General features: G+C 70.2%; 15 protein-coding genes. 13 read left to right on the top strand and 2 right to left on the bottom strand.

The window, feature by feature from the left end:
- The first annotated feature begins 13 nt into the window (after positions 1 to 13).
- The 11 genes from ACSUPV_RS00775 to ACSUPV_RS00725 all read left to right on the top strand — a co-directional run bounded on the left by ACSUPV_RS00775 (position 14) and on the right by ACSUPV_RS00725 (position 11,541).
- Positions 14 to 967: a succinylglutamate desuccinylase/aspartoacylase family protein gene (locus ACSUPV_RS00775; RefSeq protein WP_031121405.1), complete on the top strand. Its 954-nt coding sequence runs from the start codon at positions 14 to 16 to the stop codon at positions 965 to 967.
- Positions 964 to 2,424, top strand: coding sequence for an aldehyde dehydrogenase family protein (locus ACSUPV_RS00770; RefSeq protein WP_382618546.1), 1,461 nt, complete (start codon positions 964 to 966; stop codon positions 2,422 to 2,424). The genes ACSUPV_RS00775 and ACSUPV_RS00770 overlap by 4 nt, the downstream gene beginning before the upstream one ends.
- Positions 2,421 to 3,359, top strand: a complete 939-nt coding sequence (locus ACSUPV_RS00765) for an aldo/keto reductase (RefSeq protein WP_037770704.1) — start codon at positions 2,421 to 2,423, stop codon at positions 3,357 to 3,359. Before ACSUPV_RS00770 ends, ACSUPV_RS00765 begins: the two co-directional genes overlap by 4 nt.
- Positions 3,360 to 3,404: 45 nt before the next feature.
- Complete coding sequence (locus ACSUPV_RS00760) at positions 3,405 to 4,070, top strand: haloacid dehalogenase type II (protein WP_382618547.1); 666 nt, start codon at positions 3,405 to 3,407, stop codon at positions 4,068 to 4,070.
- Positions 4,071 to 4,099: 29 nt separating this feature from the next.
- The gene (locus ACSUPV_RS00755) at positions 4,100 to 5,383 is read left to right on the top strand and encodes an NAD(P)/FAD-dependent oxidoreductase (RefSeq protein WP_436946700.1); all 1,284 of its coding nucleotides are present in this window, start codon (positions 4,100 to 4,102) and stop codon (positions 5,381 to 5,383) included.
- 89 nt (positions 5,384 to 5,472) lie between these two features.
- A complete protein-coding gene (gene aspA / locus ACSUPV_RS00750; RefSeq protein WP_436946699.1) occupies positions 5,473 to 6,882 on the top strand; it encodes an aspartate ammonia-lyase in 1,410 nt (469 codons plus the stop codon).
- Between the two features lie 240 nt (positions 6,883 to 7,122).
- Positions 7,123 to 7,521, top strand: coding sequence for an SDR family NAD(P)-dependent oxidoreductase (locus ACSUPV_RS00745; protein ID WP_436946698.1), 399 nt, complete (start codon positions 7,123 to 7,125; stop codon positions 7,519 to 7,521).
- Between the two features lie 116 nt (positions 7,522 to 7,637).
- Positions 7,638 to 9,161, top strand: coding sequence for a PstS family phosphate ABC transporter substrate-binding protein (locus ACSUPV_RS00740; protein ID WP_031121397.1), 1,524 nt, complete (start codon positions 7,638 to 7,640; stop codon positions 9,159 to 9,161).
- A gap of 119 nt (positions 9,162 to 9,280) precedes the next feature.
- Positions 9,281 to 10,129 carry an alpha/beta hydrolase gene (locus ACSUPV_RS00735; protein ID WP_436946697.1) on the top strand — a complete coding sequence of 283 codons (849 nt, stop codon included), beginning with the start codon at positions 9,281 to 9,283 and terminating at the stop codon, positions 10,127 to 10,129.
- A 63-nt stretch (positions 10,130 to 10,192) separates the two neighbouring features.
- Positions 10,193 to 10,783 carry a TetR/AcrR family transcriptional regulator gene (locus ACSUPV_RS00730; protein ID WP_037770718.1) on the top strand — a complete coding sequence of 197 codons (591 nt, stop codon included), beginning with the start codon at positions 10,193 to 10,195 and terminating at the stop codon, positions 10,781 to 10,783.
- A complete protein-coding gene (locus ACSUPV_RS00725; RefSeq protein ID WP_037770720.1) occupies positions 10,783 to 11,541 on the top strand; it encodes a GAP family protein in 759 nt (252 codons plus the stop codon). Before ACSUPV_RS00730 ends, ACSUPV_RS00725 begins: the two co-directional genes overlap by 1 nt.
- A 76-nt stretch (positions 11,542 to 11,617) precedes the next feature.
- Here ACSUPV_RS00725 and ACSUPV_RS00720 read toward each other — a convergent pair whose 3' ends face one another.
- Complete coding sequence (locus ACSUPV_RS00720) at positions 11,618 to 12,523, bottom strand: helix-turn-helix transcriptional regulator (protein WP_436946696.1); 906 nt, start codon at positions 12,521 to 12,523, stop codon at positions 11,618 to 11,620.
- Positions 12,524 to 12,625: 102 nt separating this feature from the next.
- On the opposite strand from ACSUPV_RS00720, the gene ACSUPV_RS00715 reads away from it, so the two are divergent.
- Together ACSUPV_RS00715 and ACSUPV_RS00710 are read left to right on the top strand one after the other, a co-directional pair.
- Complete coding sequence (locus tag ACSUPV_RS00715) at positions 12,626 to 13,333, top strand: SDR family NAD(P)-dependent oxidoreductase (protein ID WP_436946695.1); 708 nt, start codon at positions 12,626 to 12,628, stop codon at positions 13,331 to 13,333.
- 48 nt (positions 13,334 to 13,381) lie between these two features.
- Positions 13,382 to 13,981 (top strand): DsbA family oxidoreductase, encoded by a 600-nt coding sequence (locus tag ACSUPV_RS00710; RefSeq protein ID WP_436946694.1) that lies wholly within the window; start codon positions 13,382 to 13,384, stop codon positions 13,979 to 13,981.
- Positions 13,982 to 14,051: 70 nt separating this feature from the next.
- Here ACSUPV_RS00710 and ACSUPV_RS00705 read toward each other — a convergent pair whose 3' ends face one another.
- A complete protein-coding gene (locus ACSUPV_RS00705; protein ID WP_037770723.1) occupies positions 14,052 to 14,648 on the bottom strand; it encodes a TetR/AcrR family transcriptional regulator in 597 nt (198 codons plus the stop codon).
- Positions 14,649 to 14,734 lie beyond the last annotated feature (86 nt).

Genomic DNA, 14,734 nt, shown 5'->3' with positions numbered 1-14,734 from the left:
GGGAAGGAACCACATGTACTCCATCGGTCCGCTGACCGTTGCCCCGGGCGAGCGCGCCCAGGGCCTGATCCCGGTCGGCACCAGCAGCTACGGCGTGGAGCTCGGCATTCCGCTGATCGTCGTCAACGGCGCCCAGGACGGCCCGGTCCTGTGCGTGGACGCGGGCGTGCACGGCGACGAGTACGACGGCCAGGAGGCCATCCGCCGCGTGCTCGCCGAGATCGACCCGGCCACCCTGCGCGGCACCGTCGTCGGCATCCCCTGCCTGAACACCCCCGCCTTCGAGGCGGCCGCCCGCGCGAGCGGCATCGACCACCTCAACCTCAACCGCATCTTCCCGGGCGACGCGGAGGGCTCGTACTCGCAGCGCCTGGCCGCCACCTTCGTCGAGCAGGTCGTCCCCGCCGTCGACGCCGTGGTCGACCTGCACACCGGTGGCGCCTACGGCGAGATCGCCCCGCTGGTCATCCTCCAGGGCGGCTACGAGGACCTGGCGACGGACCTGGCCCTCGCCGCCGGGCATGAACTGGTCTGGAAGGGCGGCAAGTGGGGCGGCACCGTCCGCCACCCCGTCCTCGAGGCCGGCAAGCCCGCCATCACCATCGAGTGCGGCGGCGCCACGTACCGCGAGACCAACGTCGAGCACCACATGAACTCGATCCGCAACATCCTGCGCAGCCTCGGCATGATCGACGGCGAGGCGGAGCTGCGGGACACCTACACCACCGTCTCCGGCACCTTCGCCCGCTCCGCCGCCGGTGGCTTCTTCGTCGCCCGCGCCGAGCCGGGGGAGACCTGCAAGGAAGGCGACCTGATCGCCACCATCACCGACCACTACGGCAACACGCTGGAGGAGGTCACCGCCCCGCAGGAGGGCATCGTGCTCTGGGTGCGCCGGATCCGCACGGTCCGTCCTGGTGACGAGGTCGTCATCTTCGGCGAGGTGCTGGGGGAGATCCAGCCATGACCGACGAACTCCAGTTGACCGAGTTGCTGATCGACGGCAAGCAGGTGCCCGCCGCCGACGGCCGCACGTTCACCGCGGTCGACCCGTCGAACGGCACGGCCATCGCCCTGGTGGCACTGGGCGGCAAGGCCGATGTGGACCAGGCAGTGGCGGCGGCGCGCGCGGCCTTCACCGCTCCCGAGTGGGCCGGGATGCGCGCCGCCGACCGGGGGCGCATCCTGTACCGGATCGCGGAGGCCATCCGCTACCAGGGCGAACGGCTGGCCCGTCTGGAGAGCCAGGACGTCGGCAAGCCGCTTCGCCAGGCGAAGGCAGATGTCGAAGCGGCCGCCCGCTACTTCGAGTTCTACGCGGGCGTCGCCGACAAGCTCGGCGGCTCGACGATCCCGCTGGGCCCCGGTCTGATCGACTACACGGTTCGTGAGCCGATCGGTGTCTCCGGTCAGATCATCCCGTTCAACTACCCACTGCAGAACACCGCGAGGGGCTCCGCTCCGGCACTGGCGGCGGGCTGCACGGTCGTGCTCAAGCCGTCCCCCGAGGCGCCGCTCACCCCGCTGGAGATCGGCAGGATCGCCCTGGAGTGTGGTCTGCCGCCGGGCGTGCTGAACGTCGTCCCCGGCGACGGCGAGACCGGCGCGGCCCTCGCCGGCCACCCGGACATCGACCAGGTCACCTTCACGGGCTCGGTGCCCACCGGTATCAAGGTCGCCCAGGCCGCCGCCGCCAACGTGGTGCCCTCCGTCACCGAACTGGGCGGCAAGTCGCCGGTCGTCGTCTTCGCCGACGCCGACTTCGACCTGGCGCTCGGCGCGGTCGCCGCCTCCGCGTTCGGCAATGCCGGGCAGACCTGCTCGGCCGGGACTCGGCTGCTCCTCCAGCGCGGCGCCGAGGAGTTCCTGGAGAAGCTCGTCGCGCATGCCGCCTCCCTGCGCGTCGGCCCGGGTCTCACCGACCCGGACGTCGGCCCGCTGGTCGCCGCACGGCAGCGGGACCGGGTCCTCGGCTACCTGGAGCTGGCGCGGGAGGAGGGCGCCGTGGCACGGGCCGGTGGAGGCGCCCCCACTGACCCCGAGCTGGCCGACGGCTACTTCGTCGAGCCGACCGTCCTGACCGGGCTGGACAACCAGGCCCGTTGCGCCCGCGAGGAGATCTTCGGTCCCGTCGTCACGGTCATCGAGTTCGACGACGCGGACGAGGCGCTGGAGATCGCCAACGACAGTCCGTACGGCCTCGCCTCGTACGTGTGGACCCGCGACATCGACCAGGCGATGCGCATGGCCGAGGGCATCCGGGCAGGCCAGGTGTATGTCAACGCCACCGGGGTCGGCACCGGCGTCGAACTCCCCTTCGGCGGCTACAAGCACAGCGGCTGGGGCCGGGAGAAGGGCCTCGAGGGCCTGTCCAGCTACCTGCAGACCAAGAACGTCTGCATCGGGTTCGGCAACCGGTCATGAGATACCGTCCGCTCGGAGCACGCGGCCCGGCCGTCTCGGTGGTCGGCGTGGGCGGCAACAACTTCGGCAGCCGTCTCGACGAGGACGGCACGAAGGCCGTCGTCCACGCCGCCCTCGACGCCGGGATCACCCTGTTCGACACCGCCGACATGTATGGCGGGTCCGGCGAGCGGGGTGGCTCGCGCGGCGACGGCGAACGCCTGCTGGGCGCCGCCCTCAAGGGCCACCGCGACGACATCGTCCTCGCCACCAAGTTCGGCATGGAGATGAGCCGGGAGGCCGACCTGTACGGCCCGCGCGGATCCCGCGCCTACATCCGGCACGCGCTGGAGGCGTCACTGCGCCGGCTCGGCACCGACCGGATCGACCTGTACCAGTACCACGAACCGGACGGCGTCACGGCGTTGGAGGAGACCGTCGCCGCGCTCCAGGAGCTGGTCGACGAGGGCAAGATCCGCTACATCGGCTGCTCCAACCTTCCGGCCGAGCAGGTCACGGACGCCTTCGTGTCCACCCAGGCGCGCTACCACCTGCTCGACCGCGGTGCGGAACGGGACCTGATCCCGGCCTGCCTGCACCACGGCCTCGGCCTGCTGCCGTACTACCCGCTGGCCAACGGCCTGCTCAGCGGGAAGTACCGCCGCGGCGAGGAGCCCCCGCCCGGCAGCCGCCTGTCCTGGCGGCAGGGCTGGCTCACCGACGCGGCCCTCGACAGGGTCGAGGCACTCACCGCATACGGCGCCGACCGGGGCCTGACCCTCCTCCAGGTCGCGGTCGGCGCACTGGCGGCCCTGCCCGCCGTCGGCTCCGTCATCTGCGGAGCCATGACACCCCACCAGGTCACCGCCAACGCGGCGGCGGCCGACTGGATACCGAGCCCGGCCGACCTGGCCGCGCTGGACGCGATCGTCGCCCCCGGCGAACGCGTCGTCTGAAGCCCCCACCCACTGCTGGAACCCGCGAGACTGAGGCTGAACACCATGCGAGAGATCGTCACCTTCGACGCCTATGCGACCCTGATCAACTTCGAACTCGGCCCCACCACCCTGAAGGTCCTGGAGGACCGGCTCGGCCTGGACAACCTGGATGTCGACGAGTTCCTCGACGACTTCCGCGTCATGCGCTTCCAGGCCGTCCTGGAGGCCTACCGCCCCTACCACGAGATCCTGCACTCCAGCCTGCGCAACGCCATGCGCCTGCACGGCCTGGAGTACCGCGAGTCCGACGGCGACGCCCTGGTCGAGGCCGTCCCCACCTTCGGCCCCTGGCCCGAGGTCCCGGAGGCGCTGCGCGCCCTGAAGACGAAGTACGAGATCGCCATCATCTCCAACACCGACGACAACCTGATCGCGCGCAACGTCGAGAACATCGGCGTCGAGTTCGACTACGTCATCACCGCCCAGCAGGCCGGCGCCTACAAGCCGGACCGCCAGACCTTCGAATTCGCCTTCAAGACCATGGGCGTCGAGCCGTCCCAGGTCATCCACGTCGCGCAGGGCTGGGAATACGACCACATCCCGACCCGCGACCTCGGCCTGAAGCGCCGGGTGTGGATCAACCGCTACGGCCGCCCGGGCAGCGCCGACTACCAGCCGTACGACGAGCTGCCCGACCTGTCGGGCCTGCCGAAGCTGCTCGGCTGCTGAACCTTCGGACGGATGTGAGGACGCACGCCATGAAGCAGATCCCCTACTGGCTGGACACAGCCCCCGCCCTGCCCGACCGTTCCGGAAAGGACCTGCCCGACGAGGCGGACGTGGTGGTGATCGGCGGCGGCCTCACCGGCCTGTCCACCGCCTACCACACCGCCCGCAAGGGTGCCCGGGTCGTCCTCGTCGAGAAGGACAAGGTCGGCTCGGGCGCCTCCGGGCGCAACGGCAGCATGTGCACCCAGGGCATCACCATCAGCCCCGCCGAGGCACGCAAGCGCTACGGCCAGGAGCGCGCACTGGAGCTGTACAACGCCTTCCGCGAGGCCGTCGACGTCGTCGAGGACCTCACGCGGACGGAACAGATCGACTGCGACTTCCACCGCGCCGGGCGCCTCGGCCTGGTCTGCAAGCCCGGGCACTTCGACGGGCTGCGCGCCAAGCAGCGCGACCTGGCCGACAACTTCGGCCACGAGACGATCGTCCTGAGCAAGAGCGAACTGCGGGCCGAACTCAGCTCGGACTACTACCACGGCGCCCTGCTCGACCCGGACAGCGCGGCCCTGCACGTGGGCAAGTTCGTCGGCGGCCTGGCAAACGCCGCCGAGCGGGCCGGCGCCGAGATCCACGAGCGCAACGCCGCCACCGGCCTCACCCGCCTTCCCGGCGGCGGCTTCGTGGTGGAGACCATGAACGGCACCATCCGTGCCAAGCAGGTCATGGCGGCGACGGACGCCTACACCGACAAGTCGATGCCGTGGTTCCGCAAGCGGCTGATCAACGTCGGCAGCTTCATCATCGTCACCGAACCGCTGGGGGAGGCGCGCGCCAAGGAACTCATCCCGAACGGCCGCCTGCTGGTCGCCCACAAGAACGTCGGCCACTACGTCCGCCTCACCCCCGACAACCGTCTCGCCTTCGGCGGCCGGGCCCGCTTCGCCCCCTCCAACCCGGCCTCCGACATCAAGAGCGGCGACATCCTCAAGCGGGAGATGACCGAGATCTTCCCGCAGCTGGCGGGGGTGCGCATCGACTACGTGTGGGGCGGCATGGTCGGTTTCTCCTGGGACCGCATTCCGCACGCGGGCGAGGCCAACGGCCTGTACTACTCCATGGGTTACTGCGGTCACGGCGTCCAGATGGCCACCTACATGGGCCGCGCCGTCGCCGAGATGATGGACGGCAGGCCCGAGGCCAACCCGCTGCGCGGTTTCGGCTTCCCGAAGGTCCCCGTCCCCTTCTACAACGGCACCGCCTGGTTCCTGCCGTTCGGCGGCGCCTACTACAAGGCCAAGGACCGCCTGCTCTGAGCAGGTGACGACACCGGTGACACCACAGGGGCCTTCCCCGCCGCCGCGCGGAAGGCCCCGCCAAGCCTGCCGAGAGAAGGCCCCGCCTCATGAACGCCGTCCCCCGCACCGAGCACGATCTCCTCGGTGACCGTGACGTTCCCGCCGACGCCTACTGGGGTGTGCACACCCTGCGGGCCACGGAGAACTTCCCGATCACGGGCGTGCAGATCTCCGCCTATCCGCACCTGATCGACGCCTTGGCCGCCGTGAAGGAGGCCGCCGCCCTGGCCAACGAGGAGTCGGGGTTGCTGGGAGGCGAGAAGGCCGACGCGATCGTCACCGCGTGCCGGGAGATCCGCTCCGGCAAGCTGCACGACCAGTTCGTCGTCGACGTCATCCAGGGCGGCGCCGGCACGTCGACGAACATGAACGCCAACGAGGTCATCGCGAACCGGGCGTTGGAGCTGCTGGGCCACGCCAAGGGCGAGTACCGCTACGTGCACCCGAACGAGGACGTCAACCGCTCCCAGTCCACGAACGACGTCTACCCGACCGCAGTGAAGATCGCGACCATCTTCGCCGTGCACGGGCTGCTCAAGGCGATGGCCGTCCTGCAGGACGCGTTCGCCCGGAAGGCCGTCGAGTTCCGTGACGTGCTCAAGATGGGCCGTACACAGTTGCAGGACGCGGTACCGATGACGCTGGGTCAGGAGTTCTCCGCGTACGCGGTCATGATGGAGGAGGACCGGTCCCGTCTTGCCGAGGCCGTCGAGTTGATCCATGAGATCAACCTGGGCGCCACGGCCATCGGTACCGGCCTCAACGCTCCCGTCGGCTACGCCGAGGCGGCTCGCCGCCACCTGTCGGAGATCACCGGCCTGCCGCTGGTGACGGCGGCGAACCTGGTCGAGGCGACCCAGGACTGCGGCGCGTTCGTGCAGATGTCGGGGGTGCTCAAGCGCATCGCGGTCAAGCTGTCCAAGAGCTGCAACGACTTGCGGCTGCTGTCCTCCGGTCCGCGCGCCGGCCTCGGCGAGATCAACCTGCCGCCCGTACAGGCCGGTTCGTCGATCATGCCGGGCAAGGTCAACCCGGTGATCCCGGAGGTCGTCAACCAGGTCGCCTTCGAGGTGATCGGCAACGACGTCACCATCACCATGGCCGCCGAGGCCGGACAGCTCCAGCTCAACGCGTTCGAGCCGATCATCCTGCACTCCCTGTCGGAGTCGATCACGCACCTGCGCGCCGCCTGCCTCACGCTCGCCGAGCGCTGCGTGGACGGCATCACCGCCAACACCGAGGCGCTGCGGGCGACGGTCGAGAACTCCATCGGCCTGGTCACCGCCCTCAACCCGCACATCGGCTACACGGCCGCCACCGACATCGCCAAGGAGGCCCTGGCCACGGGCCGGGGTGTGGCCGAACTCGTCCTGGAAAGGGGCTTGTTGCCCGCCGAGGCCCTCACCGCCCTGCTCCGCCCGGAGGCCGTGGCCGGAAGGGGCCAGGCGCCGGCCTGACCACTGCCGATCCCGACACCGATACCGATACCGGCATCGGCATCGGCATCGGCATCGGCATGGGCTCGGAGTTCCGGCCCGGCACGCCCACGACTGAAACGGAAGCGCACATGAGACTGCAGGACGTCAACGCCGTGGTCACCGGAGCATCGAGCGGAATAGGTCAGGCGGTGGCCGCCAACCACGGCCGACGACGCCCGGGACCTGCTCGACAGCAACCTGCTGAGCGCGTTCCTGGTCATGAAGCACCTGATGGCGCTGGCTCCCGAGTCGGGAGCGTCGATGGTGTGCGTCAGCTCCCGCCTCGGCATGGTCGGTATGTCGAACCAGACCTTGTACTCCGCTGCCAAGGGCGGCCTCATCGCGCTGGCCCGCGGCGCCGCTGTCGAATGGGCGCCGCGCAACATCCGGGTCAACGTGGTGGCGCCCGGTCTGACCATGACGCCGGTCATCGAGGCTTCCTTCCAGCGACGCGCCGAGCCTGCCGCCCACCGGCGGCTGAGGGAGGAGTCCATACCGCTCCGCCGGCTCGCCGCAGCAGAGGAGATCGCCGACGCGGTCCTCTTCCTGGCCTGCCCGGAGTCGTCCTACATCACCGGCGCCGTCCTACCGGTGGACGGAGGCTATACGGCGTGCTGAGCCCCCAGGTGAAGTTGAACGTGGAGCGAACACTGGCGTCACAGTGGTGACGGGTTGTTCGGACCGGCATACGGTGACCCCACCATCTGAGCTCTGGGAGTGGCGGGGGACCACCAGTGGAGTGGCTGAGCCTTGAGAACGTCATCGCCATCGGCACGTCCGTCCTCGGTCTCCTCGTGCCCATCGCGATGTTCCTCTACGACCGGCGGGTGCCGCGGCGCAAGCTGATCGGCTACCGCGTACAGATGGACAGCCCCATAGGTGACGGGTCGTCCAATCCCCGCCTCGGCGACTTCGACGTGCCGAACATGGCCGACGCGTCGCTCGTCCTGCTGCGCATCGAGAACGACGGGTCGCAGAGCGTCGCCGACAACGACTACACCTCGTCCGAGGTCCACGGCCTGACCGCCGAGTTCACGGGCCGCACGGTCCAGGCCGTAGCGGTCACCCAGCCCTCCGGCATCGAGCACCTGAACAGTCATTTCACGGACGCCAACGGCTTCGAGCACGTCGGCAGCAGGGTGACCATCCCACGCGTCCCGCTCAATCCGGGCGACCACTTCAAGCTGCTGGTGCTGCTTTCCGGGGGTCCGGCCGAGGGCGAGGTCAAGCTGATCGGGGGCCTGCGGGACGGCCGCGTGCACCGCAACAGTGCCCCCAAACCGGACGAGAAGCTACGGACGTTCAGTCTCCCGGCGCGGCTGCTGAGCGGCGCGCTGGCCCTGGCCGTGCTCGCCCTCGCCGGCATCATCGTTCTGCGTGTCGGCAATCCGATCGAGTGCGAGCAGGGGGAGTTGACCCTCACGGGTTCGACCGCCTTCGAGCCCGTCGTCCGGACGCTCGCGCGGGAGTACGAGAGCAAGTGCCAGGGCGCCGACATCGTGGTCGAGGCGCGGGGCAGCGAGGACGGTGTGGCGGGTCTGGCGGAGCTGGCGGAGCGGTCGCCGGGCGCCGCCGGCTCCGTGATCGCCTTCTCCGACGGGCCGATGGGCGGGCGCTGGAATCTGACGGGGAAAGAGATCGCGCTGTCCTTCTTCACTCTCGTCGTCCACCCGGACATCGACCTCGGCCCGCACGGACTGACCCTCCGGCAGGTGCGGGACATCTACGCGGGCAGGTACCAGCGCTGGGGCCAGGTCGTCGCCGGGCGGAAGGAGATCGCCGACCTGCCGATCGTTCTGGTCAGCCGGGGAGACGAGTCCGGGACACGGCAGATCTTCCAGGACCGGGTGCTCAAGGGCTGGGAGAAGGCACCCAGCACGTCCCTGGACTGCACCCCGCCCGCCCGGGCCGAAGACACCGTCACCCGCTGCGAACTCGGCTCGACCAGAGCCGTGCTGAACAAGGTGGAGAAGCAGCCCGGCGCCATCGGCTACAGCGAGGTCGGCCTCGCCAAGGAGCGGGGCGGCAAGGTGAAGGCGGTCCCCCTGGCCGGGGACTGGCCCGACGAGCGGCAGATCGACCTGGGCGCCGGCCACTACCCGTACAAGGACATCGAGTACGCCTACACCCACGGCCCCGCACGTGCCGGCTCCCTCGCCGCCGGCTTCCTGGCCTACCTCGACGAGTCCGTCAGCCAGAGCGTGATCCGGGGCAAGGGCCACCTGCCGTGCCTGCGGGAGCCGCACCAGTGCCGGTGAGTCCGCGGCCTCGGCAGGAGCCGCGCTTCTGCCGTGACCTGCCGGGACCAGCTCGACCGGCCCCTGCGGACGAAAATTCCTTGCGGTGAAGGACGGTGATCGCCCTACCGTTGCTCCCCGTGACGATCGAGATGCCGTATCAGCCACTTCCGGTCGACCAGTCGGACGTCCGCTACCTCCACGGACCCGATTCCGCTCGACAGCCGGGCGTGCCCGCCGGCGAGACGGTCGCGTTCGAGTGGCGGAGCAGTGCGGTCTACCCAGGGACCGTCCGGAAGTTCTGGGTACACGTGCCCGCACAGTACGACCCGGCGCAACCGGCGTCCTTGATGGTGTTCCAGGACGGGTGGTGGTACCTGGACCCCGCAGGGGAGGTACGCGGCGCGATCGTCCTGGACAACCTCGTTCACCGCGGCGACATCCCCGTCACCATCGGCGTGTTCGTCGATCCCGGCGTCTTCCCGGATGCGGAGAACCCGAAGAACCGCAACAACGAGTACGACGCCTTCGACGACCAGTACGTCACCTTCCTCCTCACCGAGATCATCCCGCAGGTTGCGGAGCGCTACGCGATCTCCCTGTCGCCCGAAAGGTGGGGCATCTGCGGCGGGAGCAGCGGCGGCAACTGCGCCTTCACCGCCGCGTGGCTGCGTCCGGACAAGTTCCGCCGCGCCATCGGATACCTGTCCAGCTTCGCGCAGATGCCGGGCGGCAATCCCTACCCGGACCTCATCTCCCGCGTCCCCCGCAAGCCGCTGCGCATCTTCATGCAAGGCGGCCACCGCGACCTGCGCTGGAACGAGCCACAGCGGAACTGGCTCGCCGAAAACCTGCGCGTGGCAGCCGCTCTCGCCGAAGCGGGCTACGACTTCCGCCTCGTCCTGGGAGACGGCGGACACAGCCCCAACCACGGCGGCGTCCTGCTACCGGACGCTCTGCGCTGGCTGTGGCGGCCCGACGAGGATTGATCGATACCTGCTCGTCCAACCTGGCGTCGGCGGCCTCAAAAAATATTGCGGTACTATTTTTCTATGACGCAGCATGCTGACGCTGACACGAGACGCGGCCAGGTCGCCTCCGCGCTGATGAGCGTGGTCGCCGAACGGGGACTGGCGCGGACCACCCTCGCTGACGTGGCACGGACGGCGGGTGTGTCCGTGGGACTCGTCCAGCGCTACTTCCGCTCGAAGGACGAGCTGCTGAGGTTCGGCATCGAGTATGTCTACCGGCGCGCCGAGGAGCGCGTCGCCGCCATCCCCGTCGAGCCGCCGGTCCGGGAGTTCGTCGTGCGGCTGATGGAGACGTTCCTGCCACTGACGGTCGAGAGGCGCGCCGAGCTGCGGGTCTGGCTCAGCTTCGTGCAGGCGTCGCTCACCGACGCCGACATGGCTGCGATTCACCGGGACGCCACCGTGCGGCTCCTGCGAGGCGTCGAGGAGGCATTGCGCGGCGCGCAACGGGCCGGTGAACTCGCCGCGGATGTCGACACCGAGGCCGAGGCGGCGGCGCTGGTCGCGTTCGTGGACGGGCTGTGCCTGCACCACGCGGCGACCGGGGACGGGTTCGACGCGTCCCGCATCAGCGCCGCGCTGGACGCCTACGTTGACCGGCTGTTCGACTGATGAGCGCGACGCTGGCGCTGGCGCTGGCCGGGCTCGGGCTGCTGGACAGCACAAGCTTCGGCACCCTGCTGATCCCGATCTGGCTGTTGCTCACCCCGGGGCGGGTGCGCGCCGACCGGATCGCCGCCTACCTGGCTACGGTTGCGACGTTCTACTTCTGCGTTGGCGTGCTCCTGGTGCTGGGAGCCGATGCGGTGCTGGAGGCCGTCCGGGCGGCCTTGGCCGACGTCGCCCCCACGCACCTGCGGATCGCGCAGCTCGTCCTCGGTTTCCTCGTCATCGCCTTGAGCTACCGGCTGGAGGCACGCGCCCGCAGCCGGGCGGGCAGGCCGGGCCGACTGCAGCGCTGGCGGGCGGCGGCGATGTCGGGTGCCGTGCCGGACGGCGAAGGTCTGGCCGACCGGGACACACAGGGCGGAGGCGTGCGCGGCCTGGTGAGCCTCGCGTTGGTGGCCACGGCGCTGGAGTTGGTCACCATGGTGCCCTACCTGGCGGCCGTGGGCCTACTCGCGAATGCCGATCTGACCTGGCAGGTCACAGGCGGAGGGCTGGCCGGCTACTGCGTCGTGATGATCCTCCCGGCGGTCCTCCTCGGCGCCGTCCGGATCGCCGCGCACGACCGCGCCGAGCCAGTCCTGCAGCGGATCAACGACTGGTTCACCCGCAACAGCGCCAAGGCGCTCGGCTGGACTGTCGGTGGGATCGGCATGGGAATGGCCCTCAACGCCGTGATCGCCCTTCTCGCTCAACCCGTCTGAAGTCGCGTCAAAACCCGCTGGGGCAGCTCCCCTCACCGGGGCGTCGGGAGGACGCGGACCCGGTCCGAACCCGTATTCACGTGGGCGGGATGACGCCGTGCCAGGACCGGGACCGTTCGGTCATCTGCTGGGTGCCGATGACGTCGAGCACTTCGAGACGGCCGGCGGTGTCGCTGCCCGGCGGGGCGGTGAGGATGACGATGCGCAGGTCGCCGCCGGGTTCGGTGAGGATGTCGCAGTCGAGGTGCAGTGGCCCGACCTCGGGATGGTGGATGGTCTTGGTGTGCAGCATGTGGCCGCTCACCTCGTGGGCCTCCCACAGGGTGGCGAAGCGCGGGCTCGTGCCGCGCAGGTCCGTGACGAGGCGGCGCAGGACCGGGTCGGTGGGGTAGCGGGTGGACGCGGACCGCAGGTCGAAGACCACGGCGGTTTCGAAGCGGGCCTGCTGCGCTGGGGTGTGGCGCACCGGGCCGGGCGGGCCGGTGAAGTGCTGCCAGACCAGGTTGCGGTCCCGGTCCGTCAGCGGAGACGGGTCGCCCAGTAGTGCGGCGTGCAGCCGGTTGAAGGCGATGAGGGTCCAGGCCGCGTCGTACACGCCGACGGGCGTGCCCGGCATCTGGTCGAGCAGCCGCTGCACCCCCGGCGTGAGCCGGTTGGGCAGTCGGCTGTCCGTGGGCTCGGGCTGGCCGGCCAGCGCGAACAGATGGGCACGCTCGGCTTCCGACAGGCGAAGCGCCCGCGCCAGAGCGCCGAGCACCTGGGCGGAGGGGGATGTCGCCCGGCCCTGCTCCAAGCGGATCACATACTCGGCGGAAATGCCCGCCAGCAGGGCCAGTTCCTCCCGGCGCAGCCCGGGAGCCCGGCGGCTTCGCCCCGTCGGCAGCCCGACCGCGCCGGGAGGCACGCGGTCGCGCCACCGGCGAAGTGCCGTTCCCAAGTCGCCGCCCCGCTGGGAAGATCCGCTGTCGCCCTGTGCGCTCATGGCCCCAGTATCGGCGTCCCGCTCCACGCCGTCCTGGTACCGGCGTTACCAGGACGAGCAGTGATCTGTCCGGCCGGCCACCGGACGGCGAGGCTGCCGGACATGACGACGACCCTCATCACTGGTGCCAACAAGGGCCTGGGACTGCAGACCGCCCGCCGCCTGACCCGGGCGGGGCACACCGTGTATCTGGGTGCCCGTGACGCCCGCCGTGGCGCTCGGGCCGCCCGGGCGGTCGGGGCCCGCCCGCTGCTCCTCGACGTCGCCGACGACGACTCCGTCGCGGCGGCCGCCGAGCAGGTCCGCGAGCACACCGGGCACCTCGACGTCCTGGTCAACAACGCGGGTGTGGCCGGCCCCGTACGGACGGCCGACGAGGTCACCGCCGCCGACATGCTCGCGGTCTACGACACCAACGTCTTCGGGGCCGTGCGCGTCACCCAGGCCTTCCTGCCCCTGCTGCACCGAAGTGCGTCGCCGGTCGTGGTCAACGTCAGCAGCGGCTTGGGCTCCCTGGCGGTGGCGGCCGACCCGGCCGACCACGCCTCGCTCGTCCCGCTCTGGATCTCCTCGTTGCCCTACAACTCCTCCAAGGCCGCCCTGAACATGGTCACGGTGCTGTACGCGCGCGCCCTGCCGCGCATGCGGATCAACGCCGTCGACCCGGGCCACACCGCCACCGACCTCAACGGCCACACCGGCGCCCAGAGCGTCGAGCAGGGCGCCGACGTCATCGTCCGCATGGCTTCGATCGGCCCCGACGGGCCGACCGGCGGCTATTACACGGCCGACGGCCCGATGCCCTGGTGACACCGAGCCGCCGCATACCAGCCGCACCGCACCGACAGGAGTCCGGTCATGCACCGTCCGCGCCGCGTCGAGGTCATCATCGACTTCGTCTGCGTCCACTGCTACCTCGGCTTCACCCGCTACCTCCGGGCCGTCCGCCGCCACCGCGCGGACGGCGGCACCGTCGAAACCGTAGTGCGTCCGGTCCAGCTCCGTCCCCAGGCATCACCCGAGGGTGAACCGCTGGTCGAGGTCTGGGCGCGCGAACGCGGCGCGGCCGTTGCCGTCCGGCTCGCCGCCGACACCTCGTTCGGCGCCGACGACGGCCTCGAACTCGACTTCCGCCGCGCGGTGTTCACCAACACCTTCGACGCGCACCGGCTCGCCGCGCAGGCATCCGCGCAAGGCAAGGGCGAAGAGACGGCCGAGCGGCTGTTCCGCGCCTACTTCGTCGACGGCCTGAACATCGCGGACACCACCGTGCTCGCCCGGCTCGCCGCCGAGACGGGCGTCATGACCACGAGTGGCGGTGCGGAAGCACTACAGGCCGAACTCGCCCGCATCCGCACACTCAACCTGCCGGCCCCGCCGGTACTCCTCTTCGCGGGCGGCCCTGTCCTGTCCGGGGAGATACGAGAGGCAGACGTCCTGTCCGCACTGGGCCAGTGACACCGGGCTGCGGCCGCTCGGATCGCGTGAAAGTCCCGAAGGGACCAGGTCGCGATGTCGCTCGTCGGCATCAGGGCGCGTGAGGTCGCTGGAGCCCCTGGAAGATGAGAGCGATCAGGCGGCGGGGGTCGTAGCGGGGGTCGCTGTCGCGTCCGATGCAGAGGTTTCCGATGCCGCGCATCAGCTCGTACGGCTGCGTGCCGGGCCTGATGTCGCCGGACTCGACCGCAGCGTCGAGCAGTTGGGCGCAGACGGGCAGCAGGCGGTCGAGGAAGTAGGAGTGCAGCGCGGCGAAGCGGTCGCTCTCGGACTGCAGGGCGTCGGCGAGTCCGTGCTTGGTGACCAGGAAGTCGACGAAGAGGTCGATCCACTGGCGCAGCGCGTCGAACGGGGAGTCGGCACTGGCCAGCAGGTTCGGTCCGGCTTCAGCGCATTCCTCGATCTGGTGGCGGTAGACGGCGGTGACGAGATCCGCCCGGGTCGGGAAGTGACGGTAGATCGTGGCCATCCCGACACCCGCCCGGGCCGCGATCTGGCGGATCGGCGCGTCGACCCCGGAGGTGACGAACACCTCGGCTGCGGCGGCGAGCACCGTCTGCCGATTGCGCTGCGCGTCGGCCCGCCTGCCTCGGGACGGCGACTCCTCAACGGGGCTCTGGTCGGCCATCGCGTAGTCCTCTTCCTGCCGATTGACAAAGTGGAGCAGTGCTCCGGATACTAAATGGAGCGGCGCTCCGGTTCAGGTTAACCGAA

Origin of the sequence: Streptomyces sp. SudanB52_2052 (assembly GCF_964272415.1) — a bacterium.
In the GTDB taxonomy this organism is placed as follows: Bacteria; Actinomycetota; Actinomycetes; order Streptomycetales; family Streptomycetaceae; genus Streptomyces; species Streptomyces olindensis.
The sequence above is the reverse complement of the archived record's forward strand: the minus strand, read 5'-3'. Positions and strand labels throughout refer to the sequence as shown.

Excerpts from the sequence above, each read along its gene's own strand:
- ACSUPV_RS00730 (WP_037770718.1), top strand. The coding sequence starts at position 10,193 with ATGACGCAGCATGCTGACGCTGACACGAGACGCGGCCAGGTCGCCTCC.
- ACSUPV_RS00715 (WP_436946695.1), top strand. The coding sequence starts at position 12,626 with ATGACGACGACCCTCATCACTGGTGCCAACAAGGGCCTGGGACTGCAG.
- ACSUPV_RS00765 (WP_037770704.1), top strand. The coding sequence starts at position 2,421 with ATGAGATACCGTCCGCTCGGAGCACGCGGCCCGGCCGTCTCGGTGGTC.
- ACSUPV_RS00705 (WP_037770723.1), bottom strand. The coding sequence starts at position 14,648 with ATGGCCGACCAGAGCCCCGTTGAGGAGTCGCCGTCCCGAGGCAGGCGG.
- aspA (WP_436946699.1), top strand. The coding sequence starts at position 5,473 with ATGAACGCCGTCCCCCGCACCGAGCACGATCTCCTCGGTGACCGTGAC.
- ACSUPV_RS00770 (WP_382618546.1), top strand. The coding sequence starts at position 964 with ATGACCGACGAACTCCAGTTGACCGAGTTGCTGATCGACGGCAAGCAG.
- ACSUPV_RS00725 (WP_037770720.1), top strand. The coding sequence starts at position 10,783 with ATGAGCGCGACGCTGGCGCTGGCGCTGGCCGGGCTCGGGCTGCTGGAC.
- ACSUPV_RS00760 (WP_382618547.1), top strand. The coding sequence starts at position 3,405 with ATGCGAGAGATCGTCACCTTCGACGCCTATGCGACCCTGATCAACTTC.
- ACSUPV_RS00775 (WP_031121405.1), top strand. The coding sequence starts at position 14 with ATGTACTCCATCGGTCCGCTGACCGTTGCCCCGGGCGAGCGCGCCCAG.
- ACSUPV_RS00745 (WP_436946698.1), top strand. The coding sequence starts at position 7,123 with ATGAAGCACCTGATGGCGCTGGCTCCCGAGTCGGGAGCGTCGATGGTG.
- ACSUPV_RS00755 (WP_436946700.1), top strand. The coding sequence starts at position 4,100 with ATGAAGCAGATCCCCTACTGGCTGGACACAGCCCCCGCCCTGCCCGAC.
- ACSUPV_RS00710 (WP_436946694.1), top strand. The coding sequence starts at position 13,382 with ATGCACCGTCCGCGCCGCGTCGAGGTCATCATCGACTTCGTCTGCGTC.
- ACSUPV_RS00720 (WP_436946696.1), bottom strand. The coding sequence starts at position 12,523 with ATGAGCGCACAGGGCGACAGCGGATCTTCCCAGCGGGGCGGCGACTTG.